Raw genomic sequence first — 13610 nt, 5'->3', positions numbered from 1 at the left:
TTGTGCCCAGACTGCCCGGCCACCCCGGCAGCCGATACCGAAGGAGAGCCGGATGAGCCGACAGTTCCCCCGCGATGCCGCCCTGTCCGCCCCGGCCCCGGCCCGGCCCGCGTACCGGACGGGAGGAATGCGGCGGCCGCGTCTGGTGGCGGCCGGTGCCTCGGCGGCTCTGGCGGCCGCGCTGCTGATCGGCTGGAACCCGCCCACCTCCGCCGCCCAGCAGTCCCCCGACACCTGGTCGGGGGACCGGAGTGCCGTCCTTCCCTCCGGCCTCACCGTCCACATCGATTTCTCCGCAGCCCCGGGATTCGACGTCGCGGCCGAGCCGGGGGAATTGGCAGAGCGGTTCGGCGGCGGTCGGGCGGCCGCCCTCTATACGGACGGACTGCGGCCCGGAGATCCCGCGCAGACCTTCCGGATCACCGACAACCGTCCGCAGACGGACGGTTCCTGGCGCACGGTCGGAACACTCGGCATCGCCTTTTCCCGGCCGGTCCGCAATCCCCGCCTGCACGTCAGTGGACTCTCCGCCGTCGCCACCGGAAAGGGCGGGGCCACCAGCACCGTCTCGCGTCTGTCGCTCACCGGCGGCTCACCGGGCGCACCCGCCCTGGTCAACCGGACCGACTGGCCGGGCTGGACGGTCGACGGCAACAGCCTGGCCCCCGCCGGGGCGGGCGCCGCCGCCGAGGCCGAGGCCGGATCCGCCGCCGAGGGCAGCCTGGAGCTGGCCGGGACGTTCCGCACCGCCGTCTTCCGGGTCGAGCAGCGCTCCACCGCCCGGGCCGGCTCCACCGCCGCGCCCGCGCCGGCGCCGCTCCTCCAGGCCTACACCGTCACCCTGGACGAGGGCGTCGGCACCGCCCCGCAGGGCTACGACAACGCCTCCCACCTGCTCTCCGACCTCTTCCTCGGAGCGGACGCCGGCAGCGCCGCCCGGCTCGGCCGGCGGGCCGCCACCACCGGCACGACCCCGCTGGTGCCGCCCGCCACCCCGGCCGGGAGCACGGACGCGGCAGGCGAGCCGGTGGTCCAGCTCGACCACGGCGCCGGCCGGCGCAGCGTCTTCTCCAGCCCGGCACCGCCCCGGCTCCAGCCCGGGCGCGGCGAGTACCAGGGCGGCGACCCGGCCGTCGGCTACCCGGCCGAGGCCGCGATCGGCCGGTACTACCGCGTCACCGTCCCGGTCGCGGTGGGCGGCGCCCCCGCCACCCTGGCCGGCTGGATCGACTTCGACCGCAACGGCCGGTTCGACCCCGCCGAGCGGGTGCAGACCGAGGTCCCGGCCACGGCGGACAGCGCGACCCTGGAGTGGACCGTCCCCGCCAACGCGTCGTCGGGGGAGACCTGGGCCCGGCTGCGGATCGGCCGCGACGCGGCCCAGTTGGTGTCGGCCGGCGGCTTCGCCGACTCAGGGCAGGTCTCGGACCAGCGGATCAGGTTGACGGTCGGCGCCGCCCGGCCGGAGATCGCCACCCCGGTCGACGGCACCGTCGTCGCCGACGCCCGCCCGCAGGTGCGCGGTGAGGGGGCGGTGGCCGGAGCGACGGTCGAGGTGCGCGACGGGGACGCGGTGGTCTGCAAGACCCGGGTCGAGAAGGGCGGTGACTGGTCCTGCCGGCCGAGCGGGCCGCTGACCGCGGGCGCGCACACCCTCACCCCGGTCGAGACCACCAGTGGCGGGCTGGTGCTCCGCGGCGATCCGGTCCGGGTCACCGTGAAGACCGCCCCGCCCACGGCTCCCGTGCTCACCCTCCCCGAGTACACCAACGACCCCGGCCTCCAGCTGACCGGCACGGGGGAGCCGGGCAGCACCGTCTCGGTCACCGACCGGCCGGCCGGGGCACGAGGCGGCGCCGGCGGCGGTGCGGGCGGCGAGCTGTGCAGCACGGCGGTGCGGTCCGACGGCGGGTGGTCCTGCCTGCCCGTGGAGAACCTGCCGGACGGGCGCCACCAGCTGACGCCGAACGCCGTCGACGCCGCCGGGAACCGGACGCCGGGCCAGGTCTTCACGCTGGTCGTCGACACCGTGCCGCCGGACCGGCCGGTGCTGACCACGCCGGCGGCGGGCGAGACGGTCCGGGTGGCGCGCCCGAAGCTGGGCGGCCGGGCCGAGCCCGGGGCCCGGGTGATCGTCACCGCCCGGGCCGGCAGCTCGGCCTCGGCGGAGCGGATCGTGGCCTGCGCTGCCACCGCCGCCGTCGACGGCAGCTGGACCTGCGCGGCCAACCGTGACCTGACGGACGGCGAGCAGTGGCTGGTCGTCACGGCGACCGACCTGGCGGGCAACGGGACGGCGGCGGACGCGGTCACCGTCCGGGTCGCGGCGGCCGTCCCGCCCGCGCCGGGGACGCCGTCCCCTTCGGTGGCCTCGCCGTCGCCCTCGGCACCGGCGTCCACTCCTGCGGCGGCGTCGACCGCCCCGGCGGTTCCGGGGGCCGGCGCGCCGTCACCGTCCGCTCCCTCGCCATCTGTTCCCTCGCCGTCCGTTCCCTCGCCGTCCGTTCCCTTGGCGTCGGGGCCGGCGGTCGCGGTGCCGTCGCCGGTGGTGCCGTCCTCCGCGCCCGCCGTGGTGGCGCCGTCCGCGTCCGCGGCGGCTCCGGCTGCGGCGGCGGCTCCCACACCGCCCGGGCCCGCCGTCTCGCCGTCGGCCGACCGGCCTGCGGCGACGGCCCCCGCCGTGCCCGTGCCGACGGTCTCGCCGTCGGTGCCCGCCCCGCCGAGCCCGTCCGTCCCCGCTGCCCTGTCCGTCTCCGCTGCCCCGGCCGCCCCCGCCGCCGAGGCCGTCCCGGAGCCGGTCCTGCCCGGGTTGCTGCCGATCGTCGTCCCGCCCGCCGCCGGGACGGTGCCCCCGGCCAGTGCGAGTGCGAGCCCGAGCGCCGGACCGGCCCCGAGCCCGGGTGCCGGGGCGTCCGCCTCCGGTGCGACCGGCACGGCCATCCCGGCAGCCCCGGCGACGCCGACCTCACCGGCCGCTTCGGCAACTCCAGCCACTTCGGCCGCCCCGTCGACCGCCCCCACCGCGGCCGTCCCCACAGCCGCCGCCACCGCCACCCCGACCGCCGGGGTCGCGCCGGCGGTGCCCGCCGGGCAGGTCTCGCCCGAGACCTCCCGGGCCCTGGCCGCACCCCCGGCCGAGCAGTCCGCGGAGCCCTCCCCGGAGAGCGGGGCGACGCAGGCGCAGCCCGCGTCCGACCACTCCCGGTCGGAGGGCTGGCGCGCTGGGCTCGCAGGTCTCCTGCTGCTGCTCACCGGGGTCGGCCTGATCACCCGCCGGGTCTTCGCCCGAGGCCCCGGCGCCCGACGACGCTGAACCGCTCCGACCATCCGCTCATGTGCCTGCGCGTCAGATCGGCTACGGATGATTCGTCAGTAAATGTCGACACGCTCTATCGCAAATGTCGCATTTGATGACGTATGAACTTAGCCTGACTCTGGCACTGCCCGTCAGATCCGGGCCGCCCGTTGCGCGACACACCGAACCCGAGGATCCGTGCATGGACGTCACCCGCGATTCTTCGCAGCGACCCGACAATCTGCCCAAGGCGTTGCCGCCGACCCTGCGGGAACGTTCCGCCTCCGGCTCCAGCCCGATGGCGAGGGCGCCCAAGACGGGCAAACCCGTCGACAACGGGCCGGCGACCACGCCGCTGGCGGTCGTCCCCGGTCCGGCGGTCACGCCGGTCGACCTGCGCGACCCGCTGGAGACGGCGGTCCTGGAGGCGGTGGAGCTGCCGGAGGCCACCCCGGCCGGCGCGGTCACCGCGACCACCTCCCGCCGGCCCCCGCGCGCCGACCAGGCGCTGCGCGAGCACGGAGCCGCGGTGCTGCCCGGCTGGATCGCGCTGCTGGCGCTGCTGGCGGGGGTGACCGCCGTCGTGCTGGTCCTGCTGAACGACGGCGTCATCCCGTCCTGGGAGGCGCTGCCCGATCTGCGCGGTGCCGCCGCGCGAGCCAGCGGCGGGGCGGAGGTGACGGTGCGGTCCGGCATCGCGGTCAGCGCGGCCGGTCTGCTGATCGTCCTCGCGCTGGCCGGGCTGCTGGCCAACGCGGGCGGTGAGACCCGGGTGCTCAGCCGCTGGGGCCGCTACCGCGGCACCGTCCGGCGCACCGGTCTGGTCTGGGTCAACCCGCTGCTGCGCCGGCGCCGGGTGGACGTGCGGCTGCGGCACTGGCGCAGCGAGCCGGTCAAGGTGGTCGACCGGACCGGCACGCCGATCGTCGTGCGGCTGCTGATCGTCTGGCGGGTCAAGGACACCGCCCGGGCGCTGCTGGCGATCGAGGACCACGAGCACTACCTGCGCGAGCAGGTGCAGGCGGTGCTGACCCGGACGGCGTCCATGCTGCCGTGCGACAGCAACGCGGCCCCCGGCCCGGCGCTGCGCGACGGCCAGTGGTTCGCCGACGAGCTGACCAGGGCGCTGGCCGCCGAGGTCGCCCCGGCCGGGCTGGAGGTCTACTCGGCACAGCCGCTCGCGCTGGACTACGCGCCCGAGGTCGCCGAGTCGATGCGCCGGCGCCGGCTGGCCGACCTGGACGCGGGCCTGCGCACGGTGCTGGTGGACGACGCGGTCGAGGCGGCGGCGCTCGCCGTCCGCCGGCTGGAGCGCGCGACCGCGCACGAGCTGGACGAGGCCGCCCGCAGCGCTCTGATGGAGCAGTTGCTGGTCGCCTTCGTCGCCCCGGCCGGAGTGGCCGCTTCGGTACCGTCCCCGGCCGCCCGGGCCGGGCGGAAGGAAGGACGACCGGCATGAGGATAGCCATCGGCACGGAGAGCGGTTTCGAGACCGACGTCGAGGCCGAGTTCGAAGCCGAGTTCGAGGCGGAGTCCGCCGGTGCCGGCGCCGCGCTGATCGGTTTCGAGGAGACGCTCGGCAGCATCCCCGCCGTGGCGGGCTGCGGCTGCCCGAACTGCACGGCCCGGCCGCGCACCGCCCGCCCGGCGGCCAGGACGTCCGGTGGCGGGCGAATACACCGCGCCGTGCGGACCACCTGCCTGGCCACCACCGTGCTGGCGGGAGCCGGCGTGGTCGGTCTGACGGCCGGTGCCGGGTCCGCGCACGCCGCGCCCGGCAAGCAGGGCTGGGACGGCTCGAAGTACTGGTTCAAGGCCGCGAACGGCGCCTGGCGCTGGACCGGCCACTACGACGTCTACGCCGCCCGTACCGGCGCGACCGGCGCGTCCGGGGGATCCGGTAAGGCGGCCGTCTCCAACGGCGCCGCGTCCACGCCGGCGCCCACCTCGTCGAGCGGGTCGTCGAGCGGGTCGTCCTCGGGTCTGCGGCAGGGCTGGGACGGCTCGAAGTACTGGTTCAAGAACGGCAGCGGCGAGTGGCGGTACACCAGCCACTACGACATCTACCTCAGCCGCACCGGCGGGACCGGCGGCGGGTCGGACCCGGCGCCCGACCGGCCGGCCGCCGGGAGCGGGCCGTCCTCCCGCAGCACGCAGTCGGCGATCGACTACGCACTCGCCCAGCTCGGCAAGCCCTACGTCTGGGGCGGTGACGGCCCGTCGGGCTTCGACTGCTCGGGGCTGGTCCAGCAGGCCTACCGGCGCAGCGGCATCAGCCTGCCGCGGGTGGCGGACGACCAGTACGCGGCGACCACCCCGATCACCGCCGGACAGCTTCACCGCGGTGACCTGCTGTTCTGGTCGGACAGCGGCCGAGCCTCCGGGATCCACCACGTGGGGATCTACCTCGGCGGCGGGAAGTTCGTCGAGGCTCCCCGGCCGGGGAAGACGGTGCGGGTCTCCACCCTCAGCAGCGGCTTCTACCCGACCCATTTCGGGCGCCCGTAACGGCGCGTCCGGCGCGGCGGCCCCCGAGCGGATCGATTCCGCCGGGGGCCGCCGCGCGCCGGGGTCAGGCGGAGGCGGCGTCCAGCAGGGCGAGCTGCTCCGGGGTGAGGCGCAGCGAGGCGGCGGCCAGCAGCGGCGGCAGCTGCTCGACCCGGCGGGCGCTGGCGATCGGCGCGGCGACCGTCGGGCGGGTGGTCAGCCAGGCCAGGGCCACCGTGGCGATTTCCGCCTCGTGCTCGGCGGCGACGGTGTCCAGCGCCTCCAGCACCTTGGTGCCGCGCGGGTCGGCCAGGTAGCGGGAGGCGCCCTCGGAGCGGGCGCTGGCCACCTCGCCGCCGCCGAGGCGGTACTTGCCGGTCAGGAAGCCGGAGGCGAGGGCGTAGTAGGGCACCGTGGCCAGGCCGTGCGCGGCGACCACGTCGGCGAGCGGGCCCTCGAAGGTGGCGCGGGAGACCAGGTTGTAGTGCGGCTGGACGGCGACGTACGCGGCCAGGCCCTCGCGCTCGGAGAAGGCCAGCGCCTCGGCGAGCCGCTCGGCGCCGATGTTGGAGGCGGCGATCTCGCGGACCTTGCCCTCCTTCACCAGGTCGTCCAGCGCGGTGATGAACTCCTCCACCGGGGTGTCGTCGTCCTGGTGGGTGTAGTAGAGGTCGATGTGCTCGATGCCGAGCCGGCGCAGTGAGCCCTCGACCGAGGACTTGATGGTGGCCGCGCTCAGGCCGCGCGCCTCGGGGTGGAGGCCGACCTTGGTGGCGATCACCAGGTCGTCGCGGTTGCCGCGGCTGCGCAGCCAGTCGCCGATGATGCTCTCGGACTCGCCGCCGGTGTTGCCGGGCACCCAGGAGGAGTAGGTGTCGGCGGTGTCGACGAAGTTGCCGCCGGCGGCGGTGTAGGCGTCCAGGACGGCGAACGACTGCTGTTCGTCGGCCGTCCAGCCGAAGACGTTGCCGCCCAGGGAGAGGGGGTGGACGGCGAGGTCGGAGGTGCCGAGCCGGACCCGGCCGGGGGCGTCACTGTGGATTTCGGTCATGACCCGAGTCAACCGGATCGCCCGGACCGGCATTCCGTGGTCGCGGCAGAGTTCACGTGCCTGTCGTACTCGCCCCGCCCCGCCCCGCCCCGCCCGGGCCGGCGGGCGGGGCGGGGCGCCGGAGGAGGGTCCGGGGTGTCGGCGGGGTCGGCGGATTCGTTAGAGTCCGTGCCATGGCTGACAACGACTACGACCCCGCCGGCAACACCCAGATGTTCCGGGCGTTCGTCGACGAGACCCCCGCACCCCAGGCTCCGGGCTCCGTCTCCACCTATGGCAGCAGCAGCGGCGGCAACCGGACCGGTCTGATCGCCGTGATCGCCGTCGTCGCGCTGGTCGTGGTGGGCGCCGTCATCTGGCTGGCTGTCAAGTAATCCGTCCGACGGAGTGCCTGGCGGGCCGGTACGCCCTGCTGCCCCGACGGGGCCTCAGCAGGGCTTCCGCCAGGCGTCCAGCTCCAACTTCTTCTGCATAGAGCTGAGGCCCAGCGACTTGGTCCGGGCACAGAACTTCTCCGTGCCGAGCTTGTACTCGACGTGGAAGACCGCCTTGCCCGCCTGGATGAAGGGCGAGAGCCGGGCGCACTCGTCGAACTGCGCGCACTCCTCGTTCACGGCGAAGTCGAAGTCGGGCAGCAGGGCGGGGATCTGGTCCAGGTCGTTCTTCAGGCCGATCGCCATGCCGCGCTCATGGGCGAGCGAGGCCAGCATGCGGTTGTACCGCAGCTGGTCCTCGGCGGTCAGCGGGAAGCCGCTGTTCTGGTTGTAGGCCTCGATGGTGTCCGGTTCGACGGCGTCGAAGCCCTTGCTCCGGCACATGTCGAATCGGGCCGCCATCAGCGGCTTCAGCTGGTCCAGCTTGCGGATGTCGAACCACTTCTCGCCCTTCCAGCCGTTGCCGGAGCCCTGGAGGGCCTTGGTGAAGGCGGCGGCGTCGGGGCGGAAGTCCTCCCAGGAGCCGGCGTTGATGTAGCAGATCACCTTCCGGCCCTTGGCGTGCAGGGCGGCGACCACGGCGGCGTCGGTCTCGAAGCCGTCCACGTCGTAGACCGGGACGTCCACCGACTGGTCGACCCCGCCGCCGAGTTGCCACTGCCAGGCGAGGCCGGGGGTGGGCTGCCAGCGGGCGCCGGCGGGCTGCGCCGGCGTGCCCGGGGTGCCGGGCACCGAGGGGGTGCCCGGGGCCGGCGGCGTGCCCGGTGTTCCCGGGTCGCTCGGCGTGCCCGGGGTGGTCGCGGGCGCCGGGGCGCCGGGTGTGCCGGGGGCGCTCGGTGTCCCGGGGTCGGTCGTCGCGGGTGCGGACGGGGTGCCCGGGACGGGTGCGGCGGTGGCCGCGGGCGGCTGGGAGCCGGTGGCGTCGGCCGAGGTGTCGTCCTCGTCCTCCTGGCCAGAGCTGCTGCACGAGGTCAGCACCAGGGCGGTGGTCAGGGCGAGGGCGGCCAGCAGGGGCCGGGTGGGACGGGTCACGGTACTCGAACTCCGGTTGGGGTCAGGTCGGTTCGGTGACGGCCAGGGCGTGCGGCAGGGTGCTCCAGGGGTTCTCCCCGGCGCCCGGGACCGCGCAGCCGACGCCGGCCCGGCGGGCGGTGATCAGCGCGGCGGCCTCCCCGGCCTCCTCGGCGGGGACGTCGTACACCAGGTGGCAGAACCGGGCCGCGGCGTGCCGGCCGGTCCAGACCGGCAGGGTCATCGCGCGGTACGCCTCCCAGTCCCCCTCGAAGGTGACGAGCAGGTCGGCGAGTCCGACCTCGGCGTAGCCGGGATCGGGGTGGTCGCCGTGGCCGAACACCACGGTCGCGCAACCGGCGGCGCGGGCCGCGGTGGCGAGCCGCCGGTAGTGCGCCAGCGCACCCGGGTGGGTGGCGACCTGGTCGAGGTAGACGCCGGTGATGCCGTGTCGCTGACGGTACGTCAGAATGTCGTCGACGACGGCGGCGTGGGGTCGTCGGCCGTAGTCGGTGTCGGCGTAGCCGAGCAGCGGGAGGCCCGCCTTGCGCAGCTCGTCGGCGGCCTCGGCGAAGACGTTGTCGGGGACGGCGCCGGGGCCGTCGGCCAGGTTCAGCACGACGGCGGCGATCCGGCCCGGGTCGGCGGCGGCGACCGCCTGCCAGGCCGCCGGGTCCACCGCGGGGTGGACGTACAGCGGCACCAGCAGGCGGCCGTCGACAGGGCTCGCGCCGGTCATCCGGTGACCAGGGGATCGGTGCTGAGCCAGAGGTCGCGCAGGGTGTCGGCGAGGTCCGTCTCCGGGTGCCAGCCGAGCTCCCGGGCGGCGGCCGAGACCTCGGCCTGCTGCCAGGAGACGGCGGCCGAGCGCTCGGAGCCGGCGCCGCTCTCGTCGATCCGGCCGGTGAACCCGGCCGCGGCGGCCAGGCCGTCCGCGATCGCCCGGACCGGCTTCGCCCGCCCGGAGGCGAGGTTGAGCACCCGGGGCAGCGGGTGCTCGGCGGCGACGGCCAGGCCGACCGCGCGGGCGACGTCCCGGGCGTCGACGAAGTCGCGGTGGGCCGAGAGGTCCCCGACCTGCACCACGCCGTCGGCGCCCTGCGGCGCGGCCCGGCGCAGCTCGGCGGCGAGCCGGCCGGGCAGCGAGCCGGCCGGTGCGCCCGGTCCGACCGGGTTGAACACCCGCAGCACCACGGCGTCCAGCGGCGATCCGGCCACCGCGAGGGAGCCGGCCAGCTTGGTCGCGCCGTAGACGCCGACCGGGCGGGCGTCGGCGTCCTCGGCGAGGGAGCTGCCGGGCTCGCAGACGCCGTACTCGCCGGCCGAGCCGATGTGCACCAGCCGGGCCTTCGGCGCGCCCTGGGCCAGGGCCTCGCAGAGCACGGCCGGGCCGCGCGCGTTGACTTCGGCGAGCGTGACCGCGCTGCCGGACACCGCGCCGGCGAAGTTCACCACCGCGTCCGGGGCGAGCGCGGCCAGCTCCTCGCCGAGCGGACCGGCCTGCGCGGTGGCGAGGTCCAGGCACAGGTCGTGGTCGGGCCGCCGCCCGGCGGTCAGCACGGTGGCTCCGGGCAGTGACCGCAGGACGGTGGCGGCGTGCCGGCCGAGGAAGCCGTCCACGCCGAGCAGCAGGATTCTCACGCGGCCCGTCCGTCGTTCTCGGGGCCCGTCGCGGCGGAGGCCGTCGGCTGCCCGTCGGCGGCGTCCGCCGCGGTGCGGGCGGCCGGGACCGCCGCTCCCGGGCTGTTCGGCACGGCGTACAGGCCCTCGGGCTCGCCCGGGAGCAGCACCGAGCGGTTGAGCGCGAACTCGGCGTTGGCCCGGTCGTAGTCGTCCGGGCGGCCGATGTCGAGCCAGTAGCCGCCGAACTCGTAGGCGGCCGGCGGGGTCTGCGCGGCGAGCAGGTCGAGCACCAGCTCGTCGAAGCCCAGCGGCAGGCCCGGGGTGTAGGCGGCGAGCGCCGAGCGCGACACGCCGTAGACACCCATCGAGACCCGGTAGTCGATGGTCGGCTTCTCCTGGAAGCCGGTGATCGAGCCGGACTCGGTGGTCAGCACACCGAAGTCGATCTTGACCTGGCGGGCGTAGGTGGCGATGGTGAGCGGCGCCCCGGAGGACTCGTGGTGCTTGAGCACCCCGGCGAAGTCCAGGTCGGTGAGGATGTCGCCGTTCATCACCAGGAAGTGCTCGGGCAGCCGGTCCTGCATGGTGAGCAGCGGGCCCATGGTGCCGAGCGGGCTGTCCTCGACGGCGTAGCCGACCCGGAGCCCCCACTGGGAGCCGTTGCCGACGTAGGCGCGGATGATGTGGCCGAGGTGGCCGATGGCCAGGGTGACGGAGGTGAAGCCCGCCGCGGCGAGCTGGCGCATCACGATCTCCAGGATCGCGTGCTGGTCGCCGATCGGGACGAGCGGCTTGGGGAGGGCGGTGGTGTAGGGACGAAGGCGAACGCCCTTGCCACCGGCCAGGATCACTGCGTGCATGGTGTTTCCCCCACGGAAGTATGGTGCGACAGGAGCCTTGTGGTTGCCGGTGCTGCCAGTGAGGTGCGGCAGGTCAGACGTTGTAGATGTCGGTCTTGTAGCGCGCCAGGTTGGCGGGGTCACGGAAGAACTCGATGGTCTGCTCAAGGCCCTGCTCCAGGGAGAACTCCGGGGCCCAGCCGGTGGCCGTGCGCAGCCGGGTCGCGTCGGCGACCAGGCGCATCACCTCGGAGTTGGCCGGACGGATGCGCTGCTCGTCCTCCTTCACCGTGAGGTCGGCGCCCATCAGCTTGCCGATCAGGACGACCAGGTCGCCGACCGAGATCTCGCCGCCGGTGCCGGCGTTGAAGGTCCTGCCGACCACGGTCTCGGCCGGGGCGGTGCCGACCGTGCGGAAGGCGTTGGCGGTGTCCTTCACGAAGGTGAAGTCACGGGTCGGGCGCAGGTCGCCCAGGGTGATCTCGCGCTCGCCGGCGGCCACCTGGGCGATCACGGTGGGGATGACGGCGCGCATCGACTGGCGCGGGCCGAAGGTGTTGAACGGGCGCAGCGTGACGACCGGGGTCTCGAAGCTCGCGTAGTAGCTGTCGGCGAGCCGGTCCCCGCCGGCCTTGGAGGCGGCGTACGGGGACTGGGTGTTGATCGGGTGGTCCTCGGTGATCGGCACGGTCTGCGCGGTCCCGTAGGTCTCGCTGGTGGAGGTGTGCACCAGGCGCGGCACGTCGAGGTGGCGCACCGCCTCCAGCACGTTGAGGGTGCCGGTGACGTTGGTGTCGACGTAGGAGTGCGGAGCCCGGTAGGAGTACGGGATCGCGATCAGGGCGGCCAGGTGGTAGACCGCCTCGGTGCCCTTGACCAAGCCGGTGACGGAGCCCGGGTCCCGGACGTCGCCGAGGACGATCTCGACGGAGTCCAGCACCTCCTTGGGGAGGGTCTCCAGCCATCCGAAGGAGGAGAAGGAGTTGTACTGCACCATGGCGCGGACCTGATGGCCGTCCGCGACCAGGGTCTCGACGAGGTGGGAGCCGATGAAGCCCTCGGCTCCGGTAACGGCGACGTTGCTCATCCGGTAGATCGCTTTCTGCTCTGGTACGGGTGGGGACGGCTGGGCGCGGAACGGTGGTGACCCAGCACTGGGGTGGTTCAGCGGTGCCTGGTGGTGCGGCCGAGCACGGGCCCGGCGATGGCGGTGAGGACCGCGGCCGCGGCCCCGCAGCCGATCAGCTGCAGGACGGTCGGGTCGACACCGGTCAGCAGTCCGGCGCACTCGGCGCCCGCGGCTGCCAGACAGATCAGGGCGGTGCTCCAGCTGAACCCGAAGGCGTTCAGCAGCAGCGCCAGCCAGAGGGAGCCGCCGAGCAGCAGCAGCGCACCGAGCTCCGGGACCCCGAGCGCCGGGGCGCCGGGCCAGAGCACGGTGGCGGCGGCGTCCAGCGCGGCCACGGTGGTGAGGTAGATGAACAGGCAGCCGAGCAGCACGCCGGCGGTGCGGCGGGCGAACGCGGCCGGGGTGTGGCTGGTCCGCAGCCCGGCCACGGCCATCGCCCGGTAGCGGAACAGCAGCCACTCGGCGAGCCCGAGGCTGAGCGTCAGCGCGATCATGGCCGGCCCCGTCGGGCTGGCGGACGCGCCTTCCGCGGCCCCGGTGCGGACCGCCTGGTGGACGGTCGTGCCGAGGCCGGCGATCATGGTGAGGGTGCCGACGGCCAGGCCGAACAGCAGGTGCGGCACCTCCTTGCGGAGCGGGAGCCCGAGCACCGTGGTGTCCTGCTCGCTGCGCAGACAGCGGACGATCTCCCGGCCGGCCAGGCCCACCGCGAGCGTGAGCGAGGCCAGCAGCACGACCGTCCGGACGAGTTGCGGCACGTCCACGGCCAGCACCACGCCGGCCCCGATCGCCGACGGTGCCAGTGCCACCAGCAGGAACTTCTCCCGCCCGAGCACCAGCAGGACGGTGGCCGCCGCCAGGTAGCCGGACTGCCCGGCGGCGAAGCAGAGCGCACCGAGCGGACCGCCGATCACGTACCCGGCGACGGCGGCGACCAGTGCGCCCAGCGGTGCGCCGACCGCCAGGCAGACGCCGGCCGCACGCCGCCGGCCGCGGCCCAGCCAGGCGTACGAGCGGTGCGCCAGCGCCTGGTTCCACGACCAGCTGACCAGGGTGGCGACGGAGAGCGCGAGCATCCCCGAGGGGAGGCCGAAGCGCATCCGGGTGGCCGCGAACAGGTTGGCGCCGAGCAGGTAGCCGAGGCCGGGCAGGGCGAACACCAGGCCGCGCACGACGCACCGCCAGGGGTCGGCCCGCCAGGGGTTGGCGAACTCGGAGCTCGGGCCCGGGTAGCGGCGCTCGACCTTCTCGAACAGCTCCTCGGCGACGGTGAACGCGTCGGGGCGGCCGTACAGCAGCCCGGCCTGCTCGTCGGAGAGGCCGTCGGACTCCAGGAAGGCCGCGATCTCGTAGGGGTGGACGGCGTCGGCGCAGACGTCGGCGAGCCGCTCGGCGAGCTCGTCCAGTGGGTCCGGGGAGAGTTCCAGCTGCTCCTCGGGCTCGGGGACGGGCCGCTGCGCGGGCAGTACGGGCCGGCGGCGCCCCCTCGGGAGGGTGCGCAGTTGTACGGTCTGCTCGGCCCAGTCGGGGCCGGCCTCGTCGGGCACCAGGCGGAGCGGGCCGCTCATGCGCCCACCTCGCTTCGCTCGGCAGCCGCTTCGCGGGACGCGCAGCTTGTGATGGTTCGCTCCCTGCGGTCGTTCACGCGCCCACCTCGCTTCGCTCGGCAGCCGCTTCGCGGGACGCGCAGCTTGTGATGGTTCGCTCCCTGCGGTCGTTCACGCGCCCACCTCGCTTCGCT

General features: G+C 75.0%; 10 protein-coding genes and 1 pseudogene. 4 read left to right on the top strand and 7 right to left on the bottom strand.

Annotated elements, in window-relative coordinates:
* Positions 1-52: 52 nt before the first annotated feature.
* The 3 genes from ACZ34W_RS03150 (at position 53) to ACZ34W_RS03140 (ending at position 5803) form a co-directional block, all read left to right on the top strand.
* On the top strand, positions 53-3313 hold the full coding sequence (locus tag ACZ34W_RS03150; protein WP_465601243.1) for an Ig-like domain-containing protein: 3261 nt from the start codon (positions 53-55) through the stop codon (positions 3311-3313).
* Between the two features lie 184 nt (positions 3314-3497).
* On the top strand, positions 3498-4754 hold the full coding sequence (locus tag ACZ34W_RS03145) for an SPFH domain-containing protein (RefSeq protein WP_465601240.1): 1257 nt from the start codon (positions 3498-3500) through the stop codon (positions 4752-4754).
* A complete protein-coding gene (locus ACZ34W_RS03140; protein ID WP_465601237.1) occupies positions 4751-5803 on the top strand; it encodes a C40 family peptidase in 1053 nt (350 codons plus the stop codon). The genes ACZ34W_RS03145 and ACZ34W_RS03140 overlap by 4 nt, the downstream gene beginning before the upstream one ends.
* A 64-nt stretch (positions 5804-5867) precedes the next feature.
* Here ACZ34W_RS03140 and ACZ34W_RS03135 read toward each other — a convergent pair whose 3' ends face one another.
* A complete protein-coding gene (locus tag ACZ34W_RS03135; protein ID WP_465601234.1) occupies positions 5868-6833 on the bottom strand; it encodes an aldo/keto reductase in 966 nt (321 codons plus the stop codon).
* A 173-nt stretch (positions 6834-7006) separates the two neighbouring features.
* On the opposite strand from ACZ34W_RS03135, the gene ACZ34W_RS03130 reads away from it, so the two are divergent.
* Positions 7007-7207 (top strand): hypothetical protein, encoded by a 201-nt coding sequence (locus tag ACZ34W_RS03130; RefSeq protein ID WP_329488653.1) that lies wholly within the window; start codon positions 7007-7009, stop codon positions 7205-7207.
* Between the two features lie 54 nt (positions 7208-7261).
* Here ACZ34W_RS03130 and ACZ34W_RS03125 read toward each other — a convergent pair whose 3' ends face one another.
* The 6 genes and pseudogenes from ACZ34W_RS03125 to ACZ34W_RS03100 all read right to left on the bottom strand — a co-directional run bounded on the left by ACZ34W_RS03125 (position 7262) and on the right by ACZ34W_RS03100 (position 13437).
* Positions 7262-7999: an endo alpha-1,4 polygalactosaminidase gene (locus ACZ34W_RS03125; RefSeq protein ID WP_329492166.1), complete on the bottom strand. Its 738-nt coding sequence runs from the start codon at positions 7997-7999 to the stop codon at positions 7262-7264.
* A 322-nt stretch (positions 8000-8321) separates the two neighbouring features.
* Complete coding sequence (locus tag ACZ34W_RS03120) at positions 8322-9017, bottom strand: spherulation-specific family 4 protein (protein ID WP_329488652.1); 696 nt, start codon at positions 9015-9017, stop codon at positions 8322-8324.
* A complete protein-coding gene (locus ACZ34W_RS03115; protein WP_465601229.1) occupies positions 9014-9919 on the bottom strand; it encodes an NAD-dependent epimerase/dehydratase family protein in 906 nt (301 codons plus the stop codon). Before ACZ34W_RS03115 ends, ACZ34W_RS03120 begins: the two co-directional genes overlap by 4 nt.
* Positions 9920-10053: 134 nt before the next feature.
* Positions 10054-10761 (bottom strand): annotated as a pseudogene (locus ACZ34W_RS03110) (nucleotidyltransferase family protein); the annotation flags it as partial.
* 73 nt (positions 10762-10834) lie between these two features.
* Entirely contained in the window at positions 10835-11827 is a 993-nt protein-coding gene (locus ACZ34W_RS03105) for an SDR family NAD(P)-dependent oxidoreductase (protein WP_329488650.1), read from the bottom strand.
* A 77-nt stretch (positions 11828-11904) separates the two neighbouring features.
* Complete coding sequence (locus tag ACZ34W_RS03100; RefSeq protein ID WP_465601225.1) at positions 11905-13437, bottom strand: hypothetical protein; 1533 nt, start codon at positions 13435-13437, stop codon at positions 11905-11907.
* Positions 13438-13610: the final 173 nt, after the last annotated feature.

The organism is Kitasatospora sp. NPDC022856 (genome assembly GCF_055561235.1).
This window is presented reverse-complemented; position numbering and strand designations above follow the sequence as displayed.

Excerpts from the sequence above, each read along its gene's own strand:
- ACZ34W_RS03135 (WP_465601234.1), bottom strand. The coding sequence starts at position 6,833 with ATGACCGAAATCCACAGTGACGCCCCCGGCCGGGTCCGGCTCGGCACC.
- ACZ34W_RS03140 (WP_465601237.1), top strand. The coding sequence starts at position 4,751 with ATGAGGATAGCCATCGGCACGGAGAGCGGTTTCGAGACCGACGTCGAG.
- ACZ34W_RS03130 (WP_329488653.1), top strand. The coding sequence starts at position 7,007 with ATGGCTGACAACGACTACGACCCCGCCGGCAACACCCAGATGTTCCGG.
- ACZ34W_RS03145 (WP_465601240.1), top strand. The coding sequence starts at position 3,498 with ATGGACGTCACCCGCGATTCTTCGCAGCGACCCGACAATCTGCCCAAG.
- ACZ34W_RS03100 (WP_465601225.1), bottom strand. The coding sequence starts at position 13,437 with ATGAGCGGCCCGCTCCGCCTGGTGCCCGACGAGGCCGGCCCCGACTGG.
- ACZ34W_RS03105 (WP_329488650.1), bottom strand. The coding sequence starts at position 11,827 with ATGAGCAACGTCGCCGTTACCGGAGCCGAGGGCTTCATCGGCTCCCAC.
- ACZ34W_RS03150 (WP_465601243.1), top strand. The coding sequence starts at position 53 with ATGAGCCGACAGTTCCCCCGCGATGCCGCCCTGTCCGCCCCGGCCCCG.
- ACZ34W_RS03120 (WP_329488652.1), bottom strand. The coding sequence starts at position 9,017 with ATGACCGGCGCGAGCCCTGTCGACGGCCGCCTGCTGGTGCCGCTGTAC.